The sequence below is a fragment of the Pseudobutyrivibrio xylanivorans DSM 14809 genome, assembly GCF_900141825.1.
GTDB classification, from domain to species: Bacteria; Bacillota; Clostridia; order Lachnospirales; family Lachnospiraceae; genus Pseudobutyrivibrio; species Pseudobutyrivibrio xylanivorans.
In genome coordinates, this window is sequence record NZ_FQYQ01000004.1 from 102420 (window position 1) to 128843 (window position 26424).

Consider the following 26424-nt stretch of genomic DNA (forward strand, 5'->3'; position numbering starts at 1 on the left):
AAGGAGATTTAATATGGCAAGTACATTAATTCAATTTCGTGCCGATGATATGGAAAAGTTAGAAGCAATTAAAATTTGCGACAAGCTTGGGATAAATCTACAGGCATATCTAAGAATGTGTTTATCTCGTCTTATTTCGGAAAACGGCATTCCATTTAGTATGAATGTTACAGAGATTGAAGATAATCAGGCTATACGCACAATGCGAGAAATAAGTAGACGATCTGCTGAAAACGGGCTATCAGAAATGTCTTTAGAAGAGATAAATGCTGAGATACAGGAGGTACGTCGCAATAAATGATTAAGTACTATGTTGTTTTAGATACTAATGTTATCGTTTCTGCTTTGTTAAAAGCTCAATCAGTGCCTGGAATTATCCTAGAATTTGTATATAGAGGGATGATAGTTCCAATATACAATAGTGAAATAATTGAAGAGTATAAAGATGTTTTAACTCGACCCAAATTTAAAATACCAGACGAGGAAGTAGATATTCTTGTTGGGAGGATAACAGAGTTGGGAATCGAATCTACAAGGAAAACGGTTAATGAATACTTCCCAGATTTTAAGGATGTAGTTTTCTACGAAGTCACAATGAGCGCCAAGGAGAAATATGATGCTAAATTAGTTACAGGAAATACAAAGCATTTTCCAGAAAAAGAATATGTTTTGACACCAAGAGAATTTTTGGAATTGATAATTAATAATTCGTAAACGTATAAGAGTACACCTAAAAGAAGGTGTAATTTTTTATAACACCAAATCCGATAAAGCGGATATAGAAAAATGAATTCGAAATATAGTTAAAGGGATTAGGGAAAATGAATCATATATTTGATAAAGACTATCTGCAGTCTTTGTATTGTCAGTGTGTTAACTTATGTGGACCGAGAAAATCTGGAAAAACTACATGGCTAAATGAGGCAAGAGGATATTATTCAGATAATGGGCATCCGGTGATTTACATGGATTTCTCAGATTGTAGAATAAATAATTATGAAAAGTTTGTATTGTACATAAAAAAGAAGATGTCAAAAGTATACTTAGATGTATTCAAATGCTTTGACAAACCGACAGTTTATTATCAAACGATAGAGCATGCACTTAAAATAATCACTGGAGAATGCAATGAAGAAGAGTTGAGAGAAAGCTTGCAATTTATTGTCAATTATTATAGAGGAAGGCTTCAACAACGTGATAAACGTGCTATGATTTTTATCGATGAAATATCTAAGCCATTGTTATATGCTGCAAAGTATGATTTTTTAGAAGATGTTTACGATTTCTATGATGATTTTTTAGATATTGATCATTATGAATTATCAGGTGGAATATTGACTACATCTTTTTTACCAGCAGAAGTGGAATGTCAATTTTATTTAAAATACATTAGTAGCAAACATGTAAGAAATGTGAAGCCTATAGCTGATTATTGTGTAAATGAGGGGATTAATATAGGTGTTGAGGCAGAGATGGATATGGGATGGTATAGAACATATGCAGTGACGGAGAGTATGAAGAAATATTTTCAAACTATTTTAGTGTTAAGTGACGAGAATGGAAGTGCATCTCCTGATTATGATATTGCTTTAGATGATGAGACAAAAGCTCATATTGCAAGGATGAGAGCATGGGTAGCAGAAGAGAAGATGCTTGAGGCTGAAAGAAAGCGTATTGCAAAGGAAAAAGAAATTGCTGAATATGCTACGTTGTATGAGGATAATGGGCAGGTGCCATCTTCATTTGTTGGGTTAAGAAATCTTGATATAAACGTAGAAGTATGTCCAAAATATGAGGCTATAAATAATATATTAAAGGAAGCATACAAAGCGCTTGGACGTGACACACACTTCTCAGGTGTTTATGATTATTTTCAAAAATTGGGGCAAGATGAAGAAATAATCGAAGGCGTTAATAAAGTTTTATGCGAATTAAAAGAAAAGGCGGACGCTTTGGAGACAATAAAAAGCTGCAATATAAGTTTGCACGACGTTTATTGGGGACGATTTGATGTTCAAAGAACCGATGAGAAAAGAAATGTTAGTGATTTGGCGTTAATAAAAATGTACCTTTCCGCAAAGGATATATCTGATGCGTTAGCGATATTTTATGATGCTGTGGAATTTATGATAGAAGAGGGGAGAGGTCTTTTTCACGCAAAAGTTACAAGAATTAGTCGTGATGATCAGATTTGTATGTGGGTGACAAGAGAAGACTTTTTTGTTTTAGAAAAGTATTTGAAGAAATATGAGGATTTGTTACATAGACCTTTGCAATTTATTCCTTATAGAGGATCAATAGGAATTAGTCGAGAATTTTATGATTGGACGAGTCATAATGGGGTTCAGGCGCAGCTGATTAGTACATATTTTTCTAGTGTAGATTCAGTTGAGAAAATAGATGTTGTTGATATGTATAGCAAGTATGTAAAAGCTTGGAATGGCGAATTTCCGGAAGGAGATGTCTTCACGAGAAAGTTCAAAGAAAGTAATGCACAGGAATTTATAATACTTATAGAGTCCTTCAGTCTTTTGTTTGGCAAAACAATTATTGATGATAATAACATTTTGCTTAATGGTGATGGAAAGCTTTGGCATGCTTTAGGATGTTCCAATAATTGGTACCAGTTAAATAAAAACTTACAGATTGCATAGTAATAAAGGATACTTTTACGATATAATAAGGATTACTAAGATATAGAAAAGGAATCCTATATGCAAAAACAAGTTTATGAAAAGATATTTGAATTATTGCAGGCTAAGGGAATGTCTCAAAAGGAGTTTTCTAAACTAACGGGGATATCTGAAAGCACTATTAGTGACTGGAAACACAAGAGGTTTAATCCAGGGGCAGATAAAATTCCCGTAATCTGTAGAGTTTTAAATATTTCAGCAGAAGAGCTTTTTGAATTAGATTCACTAGAAAAAGAAGAGGGCAAATATAGATATTACTTATCTAGTGATGAAGCTGAGGTTATAGATATATTCCGTGCCGCTGACAAGGAAAGCAAGAAACATCTATTGTCATATGCGAAGTTTTTGCTTAAATAAGAAATGATTTCACCTAGCACTAATAATAGAACACTAGGTGATAAATTTTACAAATAAAATTCGATAAATAGGATTATTAATAAAAGTTTATAAACACGAACAAAGGAGAGACATAATGAAAGTAATAAGTACAGGTTCAAAATTTGATATATTTCCAGATGATTTAAAGACATATGAGAAACTTCCGGCTGATTATTATGTGGTTAGATTTAATAAGACGGAAGGATTCTATTTGGAAAAATATTATGAATTTAAAATGACAGAATCTAAGATTTATGGAGTTCATGTTTCAAAAGTTGAAAAAGTAATCAAATCTTATAAGGAGTTTAATCGAAATTTGGGAATTATCTTGAGTGGAGATAAGGGAATAGGAAAATCATTATTTGCAAGAATGATTGGAAATCGAGCAGTTGAAACAGGGATACCAGTGGTGATTGTGGATAAGTACATTGAAGGGATAGGCTCCTTTGTCGATAGTATTGATCAAGAAGTCATGATTCTATTTGATGAATTCGACAAAACATTTTCTTCAAAGAATCACGATGGACCTAATCCGCAATCTAGTATGCTGTCATTGTTTGATGGTGTTTCACAAGGAAAGAAATTGTTTGTAGTTACTTGTAATGAGCTGAGAGGATTGAACGATTTCTTGGTAAACAGGCCAGGTAGATTTCATTATCACTTTAGATTTGATTATCCAACAGCAAAAGATATCAGAATTTATTTGGAAGATAAGCTTCGCCCTGAATATGAAAAAGAAATTAATAATGTGATTAAATTTTCAAATAGAGTTGCGTTGAATTATGATTGCTTACGAGCCATTGCTTTTGAAATAAATCAAGGTCTTCCTTTTTCAGAAGCGATAAAAGATTTAAATATTCTAAATATAGAAAAGGAAAAGTATAGTTTACAGGCATATTTTATGGACGGTAGTATGCTGATAAATAGATGTTTCTATATGAATTCATTTAGTAATGAGGAAGTGACATTTCATTTAAAGGAAAAGAATGGGGAATATGCTGGCGAAGTATCATTTTGTCCAACGGATATTACAATGGATTATGCGTCGGGGACAATGGTTCTAGAGGCTAAGAATGTTAGTCTCGGTTATGATACATATGATGATGAAGAAGATGCAAAGAAGAAAAATGCACTTATTGAAAGAGGACTTCAGAAAATAGTCATTACACGAGTGACAAATAATCAATTATATTATGCTGTGTAAGTAGATTACCGTAGGAAATCTAATGATAAAAATCACTATATTTCTGAAAAACAGTGATTTTTTTATTAAAACAGACCCTAAATTCACTAAAACAGTGAAAAACTGATTTCAAATAACAAAAATACCTCCATCATCCGATATATATTACACATCAAAGTTTTTTAACACATAGGGAGTATAATGCTTATAACAGATTAGTATGTAGTTTTATAATCTGCGAGGCATTGCTATGAAGAAATATCGATTTATTAAGGGTATAGAGGTATTGGTGATGGTTGCTATTTTGGCAGCTCCAGTTAATGTGCTCGCAAGTGAGCCAGAAGAAGTAGTTGAGGAAGTACCAGCAGAAGATAAGCAGGAAACTGAAGCTGCAGAAACAACAGAAACAACTCCAATTCTAAATACAATTCTAGAAACAACTCCGGTAACTGAGGAGCAGCCAACTCCTGCAGAGCAAAACCCAGCAACAACAGAAACTACACAGGCCCCAGAAAACCAACAGGCTTCAGAGACACCAGAGACTCCAGAAACTCCAGAGTACAAAGAGCCGGTAGTCTCAGTTATATTCCCATCGCTTCCAGAGGATGGTGAATCTCCATTAGATTTCCTTATTGATCCGGAGCAGCTCATATATCTAACAGATGCAGCAGCATACGGTGGTGGTCGTGTAGATAGTGGCGCCACAATCTTATTCAGAAATCATGACAGAGATTACGATTTTTCCCGCTACAGCGACAGATTTGAAGTATTAAACCAAAGTGAAGTGCCTGTAAAGGTTACAGTTACGGCACAGATTACCAATCTAGGTGAAATCGAGATGGTGGGCAGTCCTTACATTTGGGATGATGAAGCTTGCCAAATGTATATGGCTGTTGTAGACAACGAAGGCCATGAACGACCATTAATCGAAGATGGAACAGTAAAAATAGAAGTTGAGATGGCAGAGATTGATCAGTATTCCTTTGGTCTTGTGGGCTACTGTAATCCAATGGGGCGTTGGCAAGATATCTATGTAGGACCACGTGTAACACTGACATGGGACATGGAGCCAGTAATCCCAGAGGAACTCGAAACGCCAGAGATAGAAATATACAATGAGATTCTCGAGACAGTACCGGTAGAAGAAATAGGAGAACCAGAGCCTGACTCAGAACCAGAACCTGATACCGGCTCAGAACCAGAGTCTGCTACAGAAACAACTCAAGAAACAAACAAAACTACCGAGAATAAACAGCAAGAATCAACCTCAGAAACACAAGAAAATACAGTGCCAGAATCGCCCGCTGAGGGGGAACAATCAAGCCTGGATGAAGAGCCTCCACCACCAGAAGACTATTCAGAACCAGGCCCACCTAGCGATGATTAAAAAATATTAGCGTTATATATAAACTTTCCAATTCATCATCCGATAATATAAGTAACAAAACAAAAATGAATTATCCAACAAAGCAAGCGGACCAATTCTCCGTTATCAGGTTTGGCAAAGGTCTTATCGGATGATGTGAAGGGAAAGTAACTTTGAAGGATGATTCGGCAGAAAGGACCATATAAATGAATATCACAGTTTTTGTTTAGGAGCTGCTTTTCGACTTCGAATACCGAGGCCGGAGGGCAGCTCAATTTTTGCCTAAACACGCTGCTTTCAAATGTCTTCGCCAAATTCCACACCTAATCTCAACACATTAATTCGATAGAAAGTTCACAATTGAGTGCTAAAATAAAATGACTCAAAATGGAAGCTTTAGAGGATAAAACTTATGGGGGACTTTCGTGAGTTCAGAATGTCTACAGATGAACTGACAGGTTTGTTAGATAAGCAGACCTTTTTAGAGTGCGCCCAAAATCTGATAAATACAGCTCCTGCGAATCAGGAATATGCTTTTATTTTCTTTGATCTGGAAAACTTCAAAATTTTTAATGCTAATTATGGATATGAGATAGGTGATGAGCTATTAACATCCATCGCATATATTCTTAAGGAAGAATTTGAGGGTCAGCTGATTTCCCACTTTTCAGGGGATCATTTTGTGGCCTGCGTTAATACAATTCAGGTTATTCAATCAATCAAATCCATACGCGATAGAATCAAGTTAATCAGAAAGAGTGTAAGTGTTGAGCTAAAGGCAGGCATTTACCTATACGACGGAGAAGAGAAGGACGTAATAAAATGCTGCGACAGAGCACGTATGGCCTGTATCAGCATCAAGAAGAAATATGATGTTGGATATCGTGTGTACGATAAGGAGCTTGGTGGAAGCATTCAGCGAAAACAGTCGATTCTTGACAGACTGGATGAAGCGATAGCAAAAAGATACATAAAGGTATACTATCAGCCAATCGTCCGCTCGTTCACAGGCGAGGTGTGTGCCTGGGAAGCCCTTGTAAGATGGCAAGATCCAATACGAGGTGTTGTTTATCCGAATGAGTTTATCCCTGTTTTGGAGGAGTATAGGCTGATTCAAAAAATAGATATGTTTGTAATTGACGAGGTGTTCGGCCGATATCATCGTGAGGTGGAAGGAAGGATGCCTGCTGTACCAGTTTCCATAAATCTTTCAAGAATTGATTTTGAGGTTATGGATTTGGTTGAATTTCTAGAAACTAAGATTCGTCAGTACAAATGTCCAAAGAATATGTTCCATCTGGAAATCACAGAAAGTGCCTTGATGGATAACACTGAGCACATCATGACACAGATTGAAAAGCTACGCCAAAACGGGTTTGAAGTATGGATGGATGATTTTGGAAGTGGTTTTTCATCATTGAATCTGCTCAAGAATTATCAGTTTGACCTTGTAAAGATAGATATGGATTTCCTTAGTGAATTTGAGGAATCTGAAAATGACAAGATTATTCTTAAGCATATCGTATCAATGATAAAGAATCTTGGCTCTCATACCTTAATCGAAGGTGTAGAGACAAAGGCACAGTTTGATTTCATGAAGAGCATAGGCTGTGAGATGATACAGGGATACCTCATAGGTAGACCTATGCCATATCTAGAAGGCCTAGATAGCATGAAAAAAAGCGGAAGAACGCTAGAAACCTATGATGAGCGTATCTTTAATGATGAAATTGGAAAGATTGATATTTTAAGACAGAATCCACTGCAGAATGTAGCACATCCTGATGATGACAGCGCTTTACCACTTGCAGTTCTTGTTGTGGAAAACGAGGTGTGGAGTCTTAAATACACCAATCAGGAATTCATGGAAACCATGCTTATCTTTGGCTACAAGGATGAGGAAGACATCGAGCTTATGTTAAATAAGGATCATAAAAGATGGCTTCAGTATCACCACTTTATAGATATATGTGCCCACAGTAAAAAAGAGCAAATATCGGAAAGCATGGATTATATAAGCAACGGACGAATTGTAAACATGCGAGTACGTCATATGGGTGAGTCTAAAGAAGGAAAGCGCGATGCTTACATGGTTTCATGTAGATTATTATCACGCTTTATAAACTCAAATTATGACAACAGAATTACTGAAATCAGCCGTTCCATGTTTTCTCTATATGAAAGCGTAGATTTATTTGGAATACATGATGATTTCTATGAGAATATTTATTTGAATGATAGCCGACTCTACACTGAATTTGACGAAGGAAAGAGAAAATCTAAAGAGGTTATTGAAGGAATATGTGAGAAGCTGGTTCATGAAGATGACCGTGTTTATTTTAGACAAATGTTTGATATGGACACAATTGAGCAGCGAATTGCAGAAGAACCAAATGGAGCCACAATAGGATTCTTTAGAATTATGGATTCCAGATACAATTATGTATGGAAGACAGTAACTCTATCCATAATGCATTTTGAAAATAACGATTGTGTGCTTTGTTGTGTAAACGAGGCGCCAAATGAAATTGCAAGGCGTATGGCTAATAGCCAGCAGGAGAGACGTAATTTAGATGAGGATAGCAGAATTGATGCAATAAACATGAATCCTACATTTGAAAACATTTTGCAGCTGATTCCTGTAGGTGTTTTCTGGAAGGACAGGGAGCGAAAATTCCTTGGTGCAAACCAGATGTTTTTGGATTACTATGGCCTTCAATCAGTTCAGGAAATTATAGGAAAAACAGATGAGGACATGGGTTGGCACATAAACCCAGACGCCTTCAAGAAGGATGAACTGGAGGTAATCAATAATGGTCGTACTATCGAAAATGTCCGTGGAGAATGCATTGTCAGAGGTAGCGTAAGAAAGATTGCAGCCAGCAAACAGCCTTACGTTGTGGATAGAAAAATAGTTGGTTTGGTAGGCTATTTCAAGGATGTTACTGATGAACTGAAGGAGCAGGAAAAGCTGGAACTTTTAACTATGACAGATGCTCTTACAGGACTATACAATCGACGTGCTTTTGCGGAGATAGTTGATAAATTCATGAGTCAGTATGTCTCTGATAGAACAGATTTCGCATTATTGATGATTGATATTGATAAATTCAAGCAGATAAATGATTTGTACGGTCATGACTATGGTGATATAGTACTGACAAAAATCAGTCGTATCCTAAAGCATGTTGCATCTGATAATAGCGTTGTTTTCAGATTTGGAGGTGACGAGTTCGTAATTCTCCACCAGCAAAAAAATGAAGCCGAGCTTGAAAGCATAAAGCTGGAAATCCTGGCCGAATTAAACAGAGCAAATCAAATGGCCAGTGTTTCAATAACTATTCAATTGTCAATCGGTGTTGCAATTTATTCAGAATATGGAAACCTGAGAGATTGCCTTGAAGCAGCTGATAAAGAGATGTATGTGGAGAAGGAACAGCATAAAAAGGAGCAATAGTGTACAAAAATAAAAGTCAAAAAATGTGTAATATGACAGAATTTGATTTTTTATGATTGAAAATGATTGAATATGATTGCCACTGTGATTTAGTAATGTTATATTTTGATTGTATTAATCATAAATGAGCAGAAATGCTCAAAGGGGTGGTGACTAGATGCTTACTGAAGAGAGAAGGACACGAATAATCGAAATCGTCAATGAAAAGAAGGCTGTTTCCGTAAATGAGCTGGTTGAGCTTTTGGATACATCGGCAGCCACAATCAGACGAGATATCAATGAGCTTAATCGTTCTCACAAATTAATAAAGGTGTTCGGTGGAGCTACTTCAATCTCAGCGAAGGATGTCATCACCAAAGAAGATGCCGTTAAGCAAAAGGCTCAGAAGAATGTCACCGAAAAAGGTAACATCAGTCGCTATGCAGCGAGCCTTATACAGGATAATGATTTTGTTTATATCGATGCTGGTACTACTACACTTGCCATGCTGGAATATATCAATAATCACAAGGCAAAGTACATCACAAACGGCGTTGTACACGCGAGAATCCTTATGGAAAAAGGTCTTGAGGTTATTATGATTGGTGGAAGGCTGAAAGCATCCACTGAGGCAGTTGTCGGACCAGATTGTACAGAGTTCATTCGTAAGTATCATTTCACAAAAGCCTTTATGGGTACCAATGGTATCTCTGTTTTCGCAGGCTTTACAACACCTGATGCTGACGAGGCGATGATTAAGACAGCCGCCATCAGACATGCATACAAGTCATTTATTTTGGCGGATCACTCTAAGTTTGATGAGGTTAATTCTGTGACATTTGCAGAGATAGGTGATTGCACCATCATCACAGATAAGCTTCCATCAAAGGAATATATGAACAACACTACAGTAAAAATCTGTAGCGAATAGGAAATAGAATACGGAGGTACGAAGATGGTTTATACGGTTACATTTAACCCTGCAATCGATTATGTAGTACGAATGGATGGAGATTTACTCCCAGGTATGACGAATCGTTCTGCTAGCGAGGAGTATTATTTTGGCGGAAAGGGTATCAATGTATCCATGGTTTTAGCTGAGCTTGGCGTTAAGAGCACAGCCCTTGGTTTTGTAGCTGGTTTCACTGGCAAGGCGATCGAGGAAGGTGTTCGCGAGCAGGGCATTGATGCAGATTTCATTAAGCTTAAGGAAGGCAATTCCAGAATCAATGTTAAGCTCAAAGCATCAGAGGAAACAGAGATTAATGCACAGGGACCTAAGATTGATGAGGCTTCTCAGATGGAGCTTTTCAACAAGCTTTCAAAGCTAGTTGAGGGTGATGTTCTTATTCTTGCAGGTTCTATTCCAAATTCACTTCCAGATGATGTGTATGAAAGAATTCTTTCAGCTCTCGATGGAAAGGGGATTGAGTTTGTTGTTGATGCAACAAAGGATTTGCTTACAAACGTTTTGAAGTATCATCCATTCCTTATCAAGCCAAACAATTTTGAGCTTGGCGAGATTGTTGGAAAGGTACTTACAACAGACGATGAGATATACGAGGGAGCTTTAAAGCTTCAGGAAATGGGAGCTAGAAATGTTCTTATTTCAATGGCAGGTGATGGCGCTATGCTGGTTGATGAAAACGGCCAGAGATACCGCATCGGTGTGCCAAAGGGACAGGTTAGAAATTCAGTTGGTGCCGGTGATTCAATGGTAGCAGGCTTTGTGGCAGGTTACATGAAGGAAAAGAATTACGACACAGCACTTAAGATGGGTACAGCAGCAGGTTCAGCTACAGCTTTCTCAGACGGACTAGCAAAGGCAGCTGATATCGAAGCCTTGTATAAAACATTGAAATAAATGTTTATATAAAAATATTAATGTTTTTAATGTAGGAGGGAATATGAAAATTTCAGAGTTTATCGATCCTAAAGGGATCAAGCTTCAGGTTGCGTTAGCAGACCAGAATGATGCAATTGATCAACTTATTGCACTTCATGATTCTGTTGGTAACTTGAAAGACGCAGCACAGTTCAAGGAGGCTATCCTTGCTCGTGAGGCAAAGGGTTCAACAGCTATCGGAAATGGTATTGCTGTTCCTCACGGAAAGTCAGCTGCAGTAGCAAAGGCAGCTGTTACAGCTATTACTTGCCCAGCAGGTGTTGATTATAAGGCGCTTGATGGCAAGCCAAGCAATCTTTTATTTATGATTGCAGCTCCAGAGGGTGGAGCAGACACTCATCTTGAGGTGCTTTCAAAGCTTATGACTATGCTTATGGATGCATCATTCTGCAAGACTCTTGTAGAGGCTAAGACAGTTGACGAGTTCCTTGGACTTATCGATAAGAAGGAAGCTGAGAAGGATGCAGCTTCTGGCGTGAAGGCAGCTTCTGGTTCTAATAAGAAGATTGTTGCCGTTACAGCTTGCCCTACAGGTATTGCTCATACATTCATGGCAGCTGAGGCCCTTGAGCAGAAGGCTAAGGAACTTGGCATTGGTTTCAGAGTAGAGAAGGATGGTTCTGGCGGAGCTAAGGATCCTCTAACAGCAGCTGAAATCGCAGAGGCAGATGCAGTTATCGTTGCATGCGATAAAAATATCGATATGAGCGTTTTCGATGGCAAGAAGGTTGTGCTTGCTTCTACAAAGGAAGCAATCCACACACCAGAGAAGCTTTTCGAGAAGGCTGAGACAGCTTCTGTATATCATCACACAGGAGCAGTCACAAAGAGAGCAGATGATTCTAATGAGACATTAGGACGTCAGCTTTACAAGCACTTAATGAATGGTGTATCACACATGCTTCCATTCGTTATTGGTGGTGGTATCCTTATCGCTATCGCATTCTTGCTTGATGATTATTCAATTGATCCTAGCAACTTCGGTTCTAATACACCTGTAGCTGCTTGGTTCAAGACAATTGGTGGTGGAGCATTTGGATTTATGCTTCCTATCCTTGCTGGTTTCATTGCTCAGTCAATTGCTGACAGACCAGGTCTTGCAGTTGGTTTCGTAGGTGGTCTTCTTGCATCAACAGGAGCTACTTTCGCTAACCCAGGTGGAGCTATTCCATCAGCCTTCCTTGGTGCATTAGTAGCAGGTTTTGCAGCTGGTTACTTTATGAAGTGGCTCGAGAAGGTTTGCGACGTACTTCCACAGTCTCTTGAAGGTATCAAGCCAGTACTTATTTACCCACTTTGCGGTATCACAGTAATCGGTATTATAATGTGCGCAATCAACCCAATCGTTGGTGCCCTTAACGCATGGATTTCAGGTGTTCTTACAGGAATGGGAACAACATCACTTATTCCTCTTGGAATCATCCTTGGTGCTATGATGGCTACAGATATGGGTGGTCCACTTAACAAGGCAGCATATGTATTCGGTACAGCTGCTCTTGCAGAGCAGAACGAAGTAGGCTGGATGATTATGGCAGCAGTTATGGTTGGTGGTATGGTTCCTCCAATCGCTATCGCTCTTGCTACACTTATCTTCCCTAAGAAGTTCACAGTTGCTGAGAGAAAGGCTGGTCCTGTTAACTTTATCATGGGCTTCTGCTTCATCACTGAGGGTGCTATTCCTTACGCAGCAGCAGATCCACTTCACGTTATCCCATCACTTATGATTGGTTCAGGCGTGGCAGGTGCTCTTTCAATGGCATTCAAGTGCACACTTATGGCTCCACACGGTGGAATCTTCGTATTCCCAGTAGTAGGTCATGCTGTACTTTACCTTGTAGCTCTTGCAATTGGTTCAGCTGTTAGCTGCTTACTTCTTGGTGTATTAAAGAAGACAGTAGAGGATTAAAAAGAATTTTTAACTTCATGTATTATTTATACCATTCCGAGGGGGCGCCCCCTCGGGGTGGGTTTTTGTTTATATTTGTTAGAATTTTGAAAAAACTTGTATTTTTTTTAGAGAAACAATTATAGACAAATGGGTTGTTTTTCTATAAAGTATATAAGTACTTTTTTAGGGATAATTACGTTTATTGAAACGAAAGGAGTTTTATTATGGTTTCAAAAGTAGTTAAGGTTACAAACGAGCAGGGTATGCACATGCGTCCAGCTACAGTTTTCAGCGCAGCTGTTACACCATTCGAGTCAGATGTTAAGATTGGTTACAATGGTATGCAGTACGATGGAAAGAGCGTTATGATGCTTATGGCAGCTTGCATCAAGTGTGGTGCTGAGATCGAGATCATCTGCGATGGTTCTGATGAAGAAGCAGCACTTGCTAAGGCTGTTGAGCTCGTTGAGAGCGGTTTAGGAGACTAATCGTTACACTATTCATATTTAGAGGGAGGAACATCTATGTACAAGGGCATAGAAGCATCTAGAGGAATAGGTATTGGAAGTATCTGCCTCATCGTAGAGCGCGACTTATCTTTTGAGTCAAAGCACATTGATGACACAGATGCAGAAAAAGCAAGATTTAACTCAGCTATCGATAAGTTCAAGGCTGAGACAGCCGAGATGGCTGAAAATATTAGAAAGAACATCGGTCCTAAAGAGGCTGAAATTATGGAAGGTCACTTAGCTATGATCAACGATCCAACAATGGCTGGTGAAATGACAAAGATGATTGAGGCTGGTCAGTGTGCAGAAGCTGCAGTTACAGCTGTATGCGACATGTTCATTGGCATGTTCTCTAAGATGGAAGATGATATGATGCGTCAGCGTGCATCAGACATTTCTGATATTAAGATTAGCTTGCTTAAGATTTTACTTGGGGTTGAAGATGTTGATATTAGTAAGGTTGCACCAGGCACAGTTTTAGTTGCCCACGATCTGACACCTTCTATGACATCTCAAATTGTAAAAGAGAATGTTGTTGGTATTATCACAGAGGTTGGAGGTAAGACTTCACATTCTGCTATTCTTGCAAGAGCCTTAGAGATACCTGCTGTTCTTTCAGTTCCTGGTATTACAGAGCTTGTTAAGGACAAGGATACTGCTATCGTCGACGGTACAGAGGGTGATGTATATATCAATCCAGACGGTGACGTAGTTTCGAAGTACGTCATCAAGCGTGAGGAGTTTATCCGCGCACAGGCTGAGCTTAAGAACTTCTTTGGTAAGGAGACAGTTACAGCTGATGGCGACAGAGTAGAGCTCTTCTGCAACATTGGAACACCTAAGGACGCTAAGAAGGCTATCGAATGTGATGGCGAAGGTATCGGCCTTTTCCGTTCAGAGTTCTTATTTATGGACAAGCCACATCTTCCAACAGAGGATGAGCAGTTCGAGGCTTACAAGGAAGCCGTTGAGACAATGAGTGGAAAGACAGTTATCATCCGTACTCTTGATATTGGTGGTGATAAGGATATCCCATATCTCGGTCTCGAGAAAGAGGAGAATCCATTCTTAGGATACAGAGCAGTTCGTTACTGCTTAGCTAATAAGGATATTTACAAGACACAGCTTAGAGGTCTCCTCAGAGCTAGTGCTTATGGAAAAGTTAAGATCATGGTACCACTTGTTACTTGTGTTGATGAGGTTCGTGCTGTTAAGGCTCTCGTTGAGGAGTGCAAGCAGGAGCTTAAGGCAGAGGGTATCAAGTATGATGAGAACATTGAGGTTGGTTGCATGGTAGAGACAGCTGCAGCTTCTCTTATTGCAGATCTTCTTGCAAAGGAAGCAGACTTCTTCTCAATCGGTACAAACGACTTAACTCAGTATACAATGAGTGTTGATAGAGGAAATGCTAACGTTGCATACCTTTACTCAGCATTCCAGCCAGCAGTTCTTCGTTCAATCAAGAACATCATTCAGGCTGGTAACGCAGCTGGTATTCCAGTTGGTATGTGTGGTGAGGCAGCAGCAGATCCACTCATGATTCCACTTCTTATGTCATTCGGTCTTGATGAGTACTCAGTGAACCCAGTTCTCGTACTCACAGCCCGCAGCATTATTTCTAAGTGGTCTAAGGCTGAGGCAGACGCTTTAGCTGAGAAGGCTCTTAGCCTTTCAACAGAGGCTGAGGTTGTAGCTCTTCTTAAGGCTTCAGCAAAATAATGTGAATTAAATCAAGAAATGGTATAATAAACCTTGAGCAATTTAGTTGCTCAAGGTTTTTTTATTATAAAAAGCCTTCCCCTTGAGGGGAAGGTGGCCCATAGGGCCGGATGAGGTGAATATGAAAAATACAAACATGAATGTAGCAGACGCAGTAGATAATCGTAACCATGTTATTGTTAGAACAAGTATCATAGGAATCGTGGCTAATCTTTTATTGGCAGGATTTAAGGCATTGGTAGGATTATTATCTGGTTCGATCGCCATTATTCTTGATGCAGTTAATAACTTATCAGATGCCCTTTCATCTGTAGTTACAATTATAGGAACCAAGCTGGCAGGTAAAATGCCTGACAAGGAACATCCTATGGGGCACGGACGCGCAGAATATTTGAGTGCTCTTTTGGTGTCGGCTATTATTATTTATGCAGGTCTTACATCTTTAAATGAGTCAATTTTGAAAATCATTCATCCTTCAGAGGTTCAGTACGAGACACTTACACTAGTAGTTTTGATAGCTGCTATTTTTGTAAAATTCTTCCTTGGAAGATATGTAAAAGCAACAGGTGAAAAGGTAAATTCTAGTGCACTTATAGCTTCAGGTGCAGATGCAAGCTTTGATGCTATAATTTCTACCTCTGTTTTGGCATCAGCTATAATCTATCTTGTTTTTGGTGTATCTCTAGAAGCATGGGTTGGTGTGCTTATTTCTGTAATCATCGTTAAGGCTGGTTGGGAAATGATGTCAGATACACTTGATGATATTCTTGGACGACGCCCAGACAGAGAGCTTACTGTTGGAATAAAGAGATTAATTTGCGAGGAGCCAGAGGTTCGTGGAGCTTATGATTTAGTTCTAAATAACTATGGTCCTAATAAGTTTTTTGGTTCTGTTCATGTAGAGCTTCCTGATACCATGACGGTAGAAGAGGTAGATGTCATAACACGTCGAATTCAGGCAAAGGTTTTCAAGGAGACAGGAGTAGTATTGTCTGGTGTAGGTGTTTATTCATATAATACAAAGGATGATGAGGCTGCCAGAATCAGAAATCGTGTGCTAGAGATTGTAAAACAGCATGATTGGGCGCTACAGCTTCATGGCTTTTATGTAAATACAGAGACAAAAGAAATGCGTTTTGACGTAGTACTTAGCTTTGAAATCAATCACACAGAAGGTGTTGAAATAATACATAACCAGGTATTGGTAGAATATCCAGAATACGATATCCAGATTGCCGCTGATGTAGATGTGGCAGACTAGGATAGGACAGGAGAATGGCGTAATGAAACAGACACAGGATAAAGAAAGAAATCTTACCATGATGATGGATGAGTATGAGCTTACCATGGCTAATGCTTATTTTAATGATCCATCTATCGACCCTAATACAAAGGTAAGCTTTGATGTATTTTACAGAAAGAATCCTGATGGAGGCGGTTTTGCAATCTTTGCAGGACTTCAGCAGATTAAGGATTATCTTTTAAATATGCACTTCACTGATGAGGATATTGCATATCTTAGAAGTGTAGGTCATTTTACAGAGGACTTTTTAAAGTACCTTAAGAATTTCAAATTTACAGGTGATGTGGATGCATTCCCAGAGGGAACTATCATGTATCCAAACGAGCCAATTATTACAGTTACAGCCCCTATTATTGAGGCTCAGCTTGTGGAAACAGAGATTCTCGCTCAGGTAAATCATCAGTCCCTTATAGCTACAAAGACCAGCCGTATCGTAAGAGCTGCAGCAGGTCGCCCTGTTTCAGATTTCGGAGCAAGACGTGCCCACAATAATGATGCAGCTATTTACGGCGCAAGAGCAGCTTACATCGGTGGTGCAGCAGGTACAGCTACAGTTTCAGCTGGACAGTATTTTGATATTCCTATTGGCGGAACAATGGCCCACAGCTATGTAATGTATTTTACAAGTGATAATAATGATTATAGTAAGTCTGAGCTTCAGGCATTCCGAAGCTTTGCAAAGAGCTATCCTAACAACTGTATTCTTCTAGTGGATACTTACAATGTTCTTAAGTGTGGTGTGCCAAACGCTATAAAAGTATTCCAGGAGATGAAGGATGCTGGTATCCAGTCAAAGAGCTTTGGAATCAGAATCGATTCAGGTGACTTGGCATATCTTACAAAGAAGTCCCGTCAGATGCTTGATGCAGCAGGGTTTACAGATGCAAAGATTATCGTAAGTAACTCACTTGATGAGTACACAATCACATCTATCCTTCAGCAGGGAGGACAGGTTAATTCATTCGGCGTTGGTGAGCGTCTTATTACAGCTAAGTCTGAGCCTGTATTTGGTGCGGTTTACAAGCTTTGCGCTGTCACTGATGCAAAGACAGGAAAGACTATTCCAAAGATTAAGATTTCTGAGACAGTGGAAAAGATTACAAATCCAGGCCTCAAGGATGTATATCGAATCAAGGATGAGCACGGTAGAGCTGTTGCAGATATGCTTGCAATCAAAGGCGAGCAGGTAGATATGTCTGTGGCAGGTGGATATAAGTTTGTAGATCCAGAGCAGCCATGGAAGAGTACACATGTATTTGATAATTGCACTGCAGAGCTTCTTCAGAAGCCTCTTATCAGAGGTGGTAAGGCCGCATGTGAGGATGAGGATATTCAGATAATTCGTGCTAGAGTAAAGGAACAGCTGGAGACCAGTGTATGGCCTGAAGAGCAGCGTTTCGAGAATCCTCATAAGCACTATTTGGATATGACTCCAGCATATTACAACATGAAGATGGAACTCTTACGTGAAGAGGATAAATAATATTGATATCAGATTTACAGATTAAAGAATATAATAAAAAGCTTGCGCAGCATGATTTAGCCCTTGTGTTTTCGGACCAAGGGCTTTGCCTTACTGATGGCAAGCTTCAAATAATGGCAGATTTCAGGGAAATGCTTCCTAGATTAAAACAGAGTAATCTTCAAAGAGAAATGCTTGTGAAGGCTGCAAGGATAAAGGGGCAGGAGATGCCTCAGACTCTAGTGGATGCCACGGCAGGCTTTGGAGAGGATTCCCTTATATTGGCGGCCGCTGGATTTCAGGTTCGTCTATATGAATTTGATGAAATAATCGCAGTGTTGCTGCAGGATTGCATGGAAAGAGCAGCGGAAATTCCAGAGCTAAAGGCGGCAGTAGGTCGCATGGAGCTTATTTGTGGAGACAGTGTGGAGGGCATGAAGAATCTGGATTATACGCCGGATATTGTTCTTCTTGACCCAATGTTTCCAGCACGTCAGAAGAGCGGGCTGATTAAAAAGAAATTCCAGCTGATTCAAAGGCTTGAAAGTCCATGTAGCACTGAAAATGAGCTGTTAGAAGCAGCTGAGATGGCTGGACCTAAGCGAATAGTAATCAAACGTCCTCTCAAGGGACCATATCTGGCTGACAGAAAGCCAAGCTACAGTTTAGAGGGGAAAGCTATTAGGTACGATTGCATGGTTTACGCAAGATAAAGGGCCGTTGAGTATAATTCATCAAATGGCATTTTTTGTTCACGGAATACCCTTATTTTTATACTAAAATCAATGATATATAACACAAGTAGTGTGCGTGTCTTTAAAAAGAGGGTAAAAATGAAAAAGAATAAGCGTACAACAGTCAGAAGAAGAATAACTAGGCATGTAGTAATTGCAATTGCAATTACTATCACGGTTATGACTATTGTTAATCTTATATATTTGTCTCGACGAATTATCGAGCAGCAGGAGATGAAGCTGGAGCTTGCTACTCAAATGAGTGCTAGCGAAGTGCAGAATTGGATTAGGGACATGTCTACTGTTACAGAAGATATGGCAAGTTCTCTTACTGCTTTAGGTGATTTGAATGAGGTTACCGTGCGAGCCGTCGTAGACAGAGTGGCATTGAATCATCCTGAGTTCTATTATGTATATTTCTCAGACAGACTGGGTAATGCGACTATGGCTAGAGGAGTTCAGTTTGTTGAAGGGGTAGACCCTAGAGAACGAGTTTGGTATAAGACTGCAGAAGCGCTAGGCCATACGGTAGTAATAGATCCTTATTCCAGCGCATCGCGACCAGACATTATGATGGTAACAGTTGCCACCCCTGTTTATTGGGGAACAATGCTAGTTGGAGTTGTTGCTGTTGATGCAGATATTGCAACTGTTCAGGATTTTATTAATTCGATAGATTTTGAAAATGGTTCCTATGGGTTCCTTTTAGATAGCAAAAATAATATAATCGCTCATCCAAACGCCGATTTTAATCCAAAGAAAGGAAACATAACATCAGCAGTAGATGTTATGCCTGAACTGGATGATATTTTATCCACTTCAAAGCAGGATAAATATATAACAGCTCCTGACTATACAGGTAAAAGAATGGTATATTCAGCTCAAACGCTTGAGGGTAGCAGGTGGACAGTGGCTGTGGCCTATCCAGAGTCTAACTTTCTTTCGCATGTGGATCGAGGAATTCGAATTAGTTTGTTTGTGGCAATACTGTGTGCAATTCTAGCAGTTGGTGATATTACAGTTACAGTTAGAAGAGTACTGAAGCCTCTAGGTAAGATTAATCCGGCAATGCAAAAAATCGTGGAAGGCGATTTCTCTACCAAGCTAAATTTCGCTGAAGCAAATGATGAGATTGGTGATTTACAGGATGAACTAGCTGTTGTGTTAGAGGCTTTGTCAAAGGTAATTGACAAGCAGGCTTATGTGCTTTCTGAGATGGAAAATGGAAATCTTATTGTGGAGGATATTGAGAACTTCCCAGGAGAATTGAATCAGATTGCCAAGTCAGTTAATTCAATCAAGGAAACCTTCAACGATATTATTTCAGATATTCAGTTCTCAGCAATCAATTTACAAAGCTATGCTATGGGTATTAATGAGACAACTGATATGGATGAAATGAGGATGATATTTGAGGAGCTTTCTGCGGAAGCAAACGCATTAATGGATAAGACATCAAAGTTCATCACAATGCCAGGTGGACCAAAGACTACAGACTATGATTCAACTGGTGCATATAGCAGTCAGAATGATTTTCGTGATGATTTTTAATTATTGACAGAAATGGAATAAGAAACAGATTTAGAGTCTCTGACGAAAATCAGAGGCTCTTTTTGTGTTGTTTTTACAAAAATAGCGCAACCGATTGCAACGTGGAGTTTGATGTGCTAAGGTGTGTACTGAGGTGGAAAATATATGGGACATACATTAGATTCAATAGCAAAAGAGCTTGGACTTTCTAAAACAACAGTAAGCCGAGCAATATCTGGAAAAGGTCGTATTTCTGAGGAAACAAGACAAAAGGTTAATGCGTATATCAATGAGATAAACTACAGACCAAGCGCTGTAGCGCGCTCTCTAGCGGCTAATCGCACCTTCAATGTGGGGCTTGTTGTGCCTGCAGATTCGGCTTTGGGAGAAATGCCATATTTCCAAACACTTATGACAGGTGTTTGCGATAGAGCTATGGAATATGATTATGATGTCCTTATTTTGCTTGCAGATAACGACGGGATTACTCCATTAAAACATGCGGTAGAGAACAAGAAAATAGATGCTGTAATTGTCAGTCGATGTGAGAAGGATTCTAAGGTTATAGGCTTTTTGAGGGAGTCTAATATTCCCTATGTAGTAGTGGGAGACCCTATAGATGAATCAGTTTTACACGTGGACCATGACAATCAAGGAGCAGCAGCTAGAATGATTGAAACCCTTATAGATAAAGGGATTAATCGCATGGCACTTATCGGTGGTGGTGAGAATATTAACGTTACTCACAGTCGTTTAGCAGGCTTCAGAGAAGGGTTTAAAAACAAAGGCCTTAAAGCAGACGAAAGTCTGATTTTCTTAAATATGCACAAGAGCGCAAGAATGGATTCAGTGCTGAGGGAAGCAATTTCAGAAGGAGCAGAGTGTATTGTTTGTATGGACGATATGCTTTGTAATTCTGCGTTAAATTGCCTTCACAATGACGGAATTGCTGTCCCAGATGACGTAAAGCTGTGCTCTTTCTACGATTCAAATTTATTGTCTACATCAAAACCATCTATTACTAGTCTTTATTTTGATGCAAAGAAACTAGGAGCAGAGTGTATAGAGCTTCTTATGCGCAACTTAGATGGAAAAAGTGTCACAAATTTATTGCTCACAGATTTTAATATCCAAATGCGTGATAGCACAACTTAGTAAAAATTCATAAATATTTCGCACAATACTCGTACAAATTGCTGTGTTGACGAAAAACGCCACAAGGGATAGGATTATGTATGTAGAACAACCGGTTGCACAATGACGACAACCTGGGAGTATAAATAACATGTAAAAAATGGAGGAATAATCATGAAGAAAAAGTTAGTTTCAGCACTTCTTGTTTCTACAATGGCAGTTTCTGCATTCGTAGGATGTGGTGCAGCAGCTGAGGAAACACCAGCAGCAGATTCAACAGAGACTACAGAGGAGACAGCAGAGGCATCTACAGAGGATGCAATCGCAAATCTTATTGCAGCAACAGAGGGAACAGTAAACATTGACCTTTGGTGCTCAGAGACAGAAGAATATCAGACAGTTATGAAGAAGCTTTGCGATGATTTCGCAGCTCAGTATCCAGATGTAGATTTCAACATCACACTTGGTGCTGTTTCAGAAGCTGATATGAAAGATAGAGTTTTAGAGGATGTTGAGGCAGCAGCTGATGTATTCATATTCCCAGATGATCAGCTTGAGGCACTTGTTAAGGCAGGCGCTCTTAACGAGGTAGCTGCTCAGTATACTTATGATATGAACGAGACAGATACTCCAGCAACAGTTGAGGCTGCTCAGTACGATGGAAAGCAGTATGGCTATCCATTCACAGCTTCTAATGGATATTTCTTATACTATGATAAGAACCAGTTATCTGATGAGGATGTAGCTTCTTGGGAAGCACTTACAGCTAAGGCTGAGGAGCTTGGCAAGGAAGTTGGTTGTGAGACAGCAAACGGCTGGTACTTATATGGATTCTTCAAGGGCGCTGGTTGCAACCTTACAGAGAACGAAGATCAGTCAAACAACTGTGATTGGAACAATGAGACAGGTCTTGCAGCAGCAGAGGCACTTCAGGAAATCGCTTCTTCTAAGGCATACAAGAGCTACGGAAACGATGACCTTCTTGCAAACCTTAACGATGGCAAGGTTGTAGCTTATGTATCTGGTACATGGAATGTAAACGCATTCTCAGAGGCTTATGGTGATGGCTATGCAGCTACAAAGCTACCTACATTCAAGGTAAATGGTGAAGACAAGCAGATGGCTTCTTACTCAGGATACAAGTTCGTAGGTGTTAACGCATACGCAGAGAACACAGGTTGGTCAATGCTTCTTGCTGAGTACCTTACAAACGCAACATCTCAGGAAGCTGTTTACGAAGCAACAGGTGAGGGTCCTTCAAACACAGAGGCACTTGCAAAGGCTTCTTCTCCAGCACTTGATGCTCTTGCAGCACAGTCTGAGTTCGCAGAGCTTCAGAGAGTTGGTGGCAACTACTGGACACCAGCAGAGTCACTTGGAAAGAACATCCTTGAGGGCAAGGTAAGCCAGCAGGTACTTGATGATGCTGTAGCAGGTATTACACAGCCTGTTGAGTAAGCAAATATTTTGTCTAGCGGAGCGAAGGCAAAATGTTTGCCACGACGCAGCCTCTTTGCCGAAGGCAATCATAATGGCTGCGTCTTCCCGCTAGTATGATGTAGACTTCCCCCTGATAAGGGGGAAGCCTTTTATATGAAGAGGACTATGTATGAAGAAAATCGGTAATTACTTTAAAGACTTTGGGCAAGCAATAGCCCACGGCGACATCTGGGTCAAGTTATCATTAATCATAATGGGCGCAGGCTACTTTGGTAGAAAGCAGATTATGCGCGGTATTTTAATGACATTACTTCAGGTTGGAGTGTTAGCATCAATCTTTGGTGTATTCGCACCTTATATGTCAAAGCTCAATACTCTTGGAACGGTTCAGAGAGAAGAGATTTTTGATATTGTAACTATGAAAAAAACTGTAAATAATTACGATAATTCCCTTTTGATTCTTCTTTATGGAATCATTGGAATTCTTGTAATTATTGCATTTATCGCATTATATATTGGTAATATTAAAGCAACATATCGCCTTCAGAAGATGCAGGAGAATGGTGAAAAGCTAAATACATTTGTAGATGATATTGTTTCATTCAAAAATGAAAGATTCCACATCACCCTCCTTACTCTTCCAAGCTTAGGCGTAATTCTTATCAACATCATACCTATTTTATTTATGGTATGTATCGCATTTACGAATTATGATGAAAATCATCAGCCACCTACATATTTGTTTACATGGGTTGGTATTAAAAACTTCGTAAATCTTTTTACAACAAGCCAGACAATCACATTTGGTTACGCTTTTGTAAGAGTATTAATTTGGACATTGATTTGGGCTGTTCTTGCAACAGCAACAACCTTCCTTGGCGGTATCTTACTTGCCCAGTTTATCAACCATGAGGACACTAAATTCAAGGGAATGTGGAGAACACTTTTTGTAATCACAATCGGTATTCCACAGTTCGTTACACTTCTTCTTATCAGTAAGATGTTTGGTGATAATGGTATCGTAAATACGTTTTGTTCAAATGTAGGAATCCTTGATTTCTTCAAGAATATTGGATTGCTTAATGCGGCAGATTCCTTCATTCCATTTTTATCGCGTCCAGGCTGGGCACACGTAACAATTATTCTTGTTAATATTTGGGTAGGTATTCCATATCAGATGCTTGTTGCCACAGGTATCCTTATGAATATCCCTTCAGATCAGATTGAATCTGCAAAGATTGATGGTGCCAACAAGTTCCAGATTTTCTGGAAGATAACAATGCCTTATGTATTGTTCATTACAGGTCCATCACTTATTCAGTCAGTTATTGCTAATATCAATAACTTTAACGTTATTTACTTACTTACATACAACTACAAGACAACAAACATGGCCATGGCTAATTCACACGCCAACGAGGTTGACTTGCTTATTACTTGGTTATTCAGACTGACAAATGAGTACAGTAACTTCAAGATGGCATCAGTAATTGGTATTGTAACATTCGTAGTTTGTGCAGCCCTTTCACTTCTTACTTTCTCAAGAATGATAGGTGGAGATAAAGAGGGGGTATACAGATAATGAAAAAAACATGGAAAATAGTCGGAAGACATATCTTTCTTGCAGTACTTGCATTTATATGGTTGATACCAGTTTTTTGGTTGGTAGTAACAACATTTGGAGTAGAAAAGGGAATTAATACAAATCATTTCTTCCCAGAACAGTGGACACTTGCAAACTATCATCAGCTTTTCTTTAAGCCAGATGCAGCAGCAAACTTCCCTGCATGGTTCAAGAATTCAATGATTATTGGTGTCTTTAGCTGTCTTGTTTCATCAATATTTGTAATCATGACAGCTTACGCATTTTCATTTATTGAATTTAAGGGTAGAAAGAAGCTTATGAGCTTTTCTCTCATCCTTGGTATGTTCCCAGGCGTACTTTCAATGATTGCGATGTATTTCATTTTGAAGATGCTGGGACTTACTGATAGTGTAGTAGGACTCATTATCCTTTATTCAGGTGCATCTGGTCTTGGCTACCTGATTTTGAAGGGATTCTTTGATACAATTCCTACATCACTTCACGAAGCAGCAAAGCTTGAGGGAGCATCAGAGGCAACAATTTTTGCCAAGATTGTAGTGCCACTTTCAAAGCCAATGATTGTTTATACAGTAATCAATTCATTCCTTAATCCTTGGATGGATTTCGTAATGGTTCGTCTGATGATTAAGTCAAAGGATGCAGCAGACTGGACAATGGCTTTAGGTCTTTTCAACTTACTTCAGAGAGCTCTTGTTAACCAGTACTTCGCATACTTCTGTTGCGGTGGATTAATGATTGCAGTGCCAATCTCTATCCTCTTTATCATCATGCAGAAGTTCTACGTAGAAGGTGTTACTGGCGGAGCCGTGAAGGGATAAGGAAATTTTTTGTCGAGTCGACTTTGAGATAATTATATGTAATATATGTGAAATGCGCCCCACCGAGGGGCGCTTTTCTATAATATTTCATATTTTTTGTATACTCTTTACACAATTATAATGTAGTATAATGTCCATAAAACGGGGGGATTTACAATCCTGAAATTTTAAGGAGGAACCCGCAATGGACAATGAATTTAGAGAGTATATTACTTTTGTAGTAAAGACCAAGGATGGCAATGAAGTAGAAATGGCTGTCATTGACCAGTTTGAGTTCGAGAACAAAGGTTATGTAGCCGCAGCAATAGTTGATGGTGATACAGTTAGTGATGAGGGTTGTTTTATCTATCGAGTAAAAGTTGGAGAAGAGGATTTTAAGGTAGAGAAAATCACTAACCAAATCGACTACAACAGAATTGCAGAAGCGTATATGGAGATGATATGATGATTAAAATGGCCAGCTTGAAAGAGCTGGTCATTTAATTTTTTAAGTAATTAATTTATAATCGAAGTCGGTGGAACAATTATTTGAACTGCTGGGATTTATAGATTGGTGGATAAATATTTTTAATGAAGAAAAGATTTAGTTTTGCAAAATTAAGAAAAATAATCGTAGTAATACTTATTTGGATTGTTTTTATAGTAAAAGCAACCCTTGTTTTTCAGACTGCTTACGAGGCGTCAGACAGAGCTCTTGAATACATAGATAACCCTGCTGATGGGGTTACTGTTATTGATAAGATTAAGCTATTAGAATTTACACCTGAAAATCCAGAGATTGGTTTTATTTTTTATCCAGGTGCTCTTGTTGAGCCGGATGCATATGCTCCATTGATGGAACAGCTAGCAGAACATGGGATTAAATGCATTATAGTAAGAATGCCTCAATACATGGCACTTTTGGATGCGAACGGTGCTCGTGGAATCAGAGAAATGTACCCTGAGATTAAGCATTGGTATTTAGGTGGACATAGTCTTGGTGGTGCCATGGCTTCTATGTATGGAAACATTCACAGTGATGAATTTGATGGGCTTATCTTTTTGGCTGCATACGCCACAGATGATTTAACAGATGATGATATAAAGGTTCTTTTAGTTCGTGGAGATCAGGATAAGGTTTTAAATATGGACAGATATAATGAATGTCTTAAGAACCTTCCTTCTGATTATCAGGAATGTGTTATCAAGGGTGGATGTCATGCATACTTTGGCGACTATGGCCCACAGCAGGGTGATGGTAAACCATCTATCACTGTGGAGGAGCAGACAGCGATAACCGTAGAAAAACTAGTAGAATTTATGGAATAATCACGAAATTT

At 39.0% G+C, this 26424-nt stretch carries 22 protein-coding genes; all 22 read left to right on the forward strand.

The genetic code is table 11. From position 1 onward, the window contains the following. Positions 1-13: 13 nt before the first annotated feature. Entirely contained in the window at positions 14-301 is a 288-nt protein-coding gene (locus tag BUA88_RS04590; RefSeq protein WP_072913339.1) for a type II toxin-antitoxin system RelB/DinJ family antitoxin, read from the forward strand. Then, on the forward strand, positions 298-714 hold the full coding sequence (locus BUA88_RS04595; protein ID WP_072913341.1) for a putative toxin-antitoxin system toxin component, PIN family: 417 nt from the start codon (positions 298-300) through the stop codon (positions 712-714). Before BUA88_RS04590 ends, BUA88_RS04595 begins: the two co-directional genes overlap by 4 nt. 107 nt (positions 715-821) lie before the next feature. After that, positions 822-2654 carry a hypothetical protein gene (locus BUA88_RS04600; RefSeq protein WP_072913343.1) on the forward strand — a complete coding sequence of 611 codons (1833 nt, stop codon included), beginning with the start codon at positions 822-824 and terminating at the stop codon, positions 2652-2654. 60 nt (positions 2655-2714) lie between these two features. After that, positions 2715-3050 (forward strand): helix-turn-helix transcriptional regulator, encoded by a 336-nt coding sequence (locus tag BUA88_RS04605; protein WP_072913346.1) that lies wholly within the window; start codon positions 2715-2717, stop codon positions 3048-3050. 115 nt (positions 3051-3165) lie between these two features. Beyond that, positions 3166-4275 (forward strand): AAA family ATPase, encoded by a 1110-nt coding sequence (locus tag BUA88_RS04610; RefSeq protein WP_072913348.1) that lies wholly within the window; start codon positions 3166-3168, stop codon positions 4273-4275. Between the two features lie 229 nt (positions 4276-4504). Continuing rightward, positions 4505-5641 carry a hypothetical protein gene (locus BUA88_RS04615; RefSeq protein ID WP_072913350.1) on the forward strand — a complete coding sequence of 379 codons (1137 nt, stop codon included), beginning with the start codon at positions 4505-4507 and terminating at the stop codon, positions 5639-5641. Positions 5642-6032: 391 nt separating this feature from the next. Continuing rightward, positions 6033-9077: an EAL domain-containing protein gene (locus BUA88_RS04620; protein WP_072913353.1), complete on the forward strand. Its 3045-nt coding sequence runs from the start codon at positions 6033-6035 to the stop codon at positions 9075-9077. Positions 9078-9234: 157 nt separating this feature from the next. Continuing rightward, positions 9235-9987, forward strand: a complete 753-nt coding sequence (locus BUA88_RS04625; protein WP_072913356.1) for a DeoR/GlpR family DNA-binding transcription regulator — start codon at positions 9235-9237, stop codon at positions 9985-9987. A 24-nt stretch (positions 9988-10011) separates the two neighbouring features. After that, positions 10012-10920 (forward strand): 1-phosphofructokinase, encoded by a 909-nt coding sequence (gene pfkB / locus BUA88_RS04630; RefSeq protein WP_072913359.1) that lies wholly within the window; start codon positions 10012-10014, stop codon positions 10918-10920. Between the two features lie 43 nt (positions 10921-10963). Continuing rightward, positions 10964-12868 (forward strand): PTS fructose transporter subunit IIABC, encoded by a 1905-nt coding sequence (locus BUA88_RS04635; protein ID WP_072913362.1) that lies wholly within the window; start codon positions 10964-10966, stop codon positions 12866-12868. A gap of 206 nt (positions 12869-13074) precedes the next feature. After that, positions 13075-13338: an HPr family phosphocarrier protein gene (locus BUA88_RS04640; protein WP_028247563.1), complete on the forward strand. Its 264-nt coding sequence runs from the start codon at positions 13075-13077 to the stop codon at positions 13336-13338. A 36-nt stretch (positions 13339-13374) separates the two neighbouring features. Then, positions 13375-15078, forward strand: a complete 1704-nt coding sequence (gene ptsP, locus BUA88_RS04645; protein WP_072913365.1) for a phosphoenolpyruvate--protein phosphotransferase — start codon at positions 13375-13377, stop codon at positions 15076-15078. Between the two features lie 121 nt (positions 15079-15199). Continuing rightward, the gene (locus BUA88_RS04650; RefSeq protein ID WP_083572394.1) at positions 15200-16339 is read left to right on the forward strand and encodes a cation diffusion facilitator family transporter; all 1140 of its coding nucleotides are present in this window, start codon (positions 15200-15202) and stop codon (positions 16337-16339) included. A 22-nt stretch (positions 16340-16361) separates the two neighbouring features. Continuing rightward, a complete protein-coding gene (locus BUA88_RS04655) occupies positions 16362-17864 on the forward strand; it encodes a nicotinate phosphoribosyltransferase (RefSeq protein WP_072913369.1) in 1503 nt (500 codons plus the stop codon). 2 nt (positions 17865-17866) lie between these two features. Then, complete coding sequence (locus tag BUA88_RS04660) at positions 17867-18556, forward strand: class I SAM-dependent methyltransferase (RefSeq protein WP_242830160.1); 690 nt, start codon at positions 17867-17869, stop codon at positions 18554-18556. Between the two features lie 120 nt (positions 18557-18676). Then, complete coding sequence (locus BUA88_RS04665; protein WP_072913372.1) at positions 18677-20128, forward strand: cache domain-containing protein; 1452 nt, start codon at positions 18677-18679, stop codon at positions 20126-20128. A gap of 144 nt (positions 20129-20272) precedes the next feature. Beyond that, positions 20273-21262, forward strand: coding sequence for a LacI family DNA-binding transcriptional regulator (locus tag BUA88_RS04670; protein ID WP_072913375.1), 990 nt, complete (start codon positions 20273-20275; stop codon positions 21260-21262). A gap of 153 nt (positions 21263-21415) precedes the next feature. Then, the gene (locus BUA88_RS04675; protein WP_072913378.1) at positions 21416-22699 is read left to right on the forward strand and encodes an extracellular solute-binding protein; all 1284 of its coding nucleotides are present in this window, start codon (positions 21416-21418) and stop codon (positions 22697-22699) included. Between the two features lie 151 nt (positions 22700-22850). After that, positions 22851-24263, forward strand: coding sequence for a carbohydrate ABC transporter permease (locus BUA88_RS04680; RefSeq protein WP_072913381.1), 1413 nt, complete (start codon positions 22851-22853; stop codon positions 24261-24263). Next, entirely contained in the window at positions 24263-25105 is an 843-nt protein-coding gene (locus BUA88_RS04685; protein WP_072913385.1) for a sugar ABC transporter permease, read from the forward strand. The genes BUA88_RS04680 and BUA88_RS04685 overlap by 1 nt, the downstream gene beginning before the upstream one ends. A gap of 184 nt (positions 25106-25289) precedes the next feature. Further along, positions 25290-25550: a DUF1292 domain-containing protein gene (locus tag BUA88_RS04690; protein ID WP_072913388.1), complete on the forward strand. Its 261-nt coding sequence runs from the start codon at positions 25290-25292 to the stop codon at positions 25548-25550. Positions 25551-25675: 125 nt separating this feature from the next. After that, the gene (locus tag BUA88_RS04695) at positions 25676-26413 is read left to right on the forward strand and encodes an alpha/beta hydrolase (protein ID WP_072913392.1); all 738 of its coding nucleotides are present in this window, start codon (positions 25676-25678) and stop codon (positions 26411-26413) included. Positions 26414-26424: the final 11 nt, after the last annotated feature.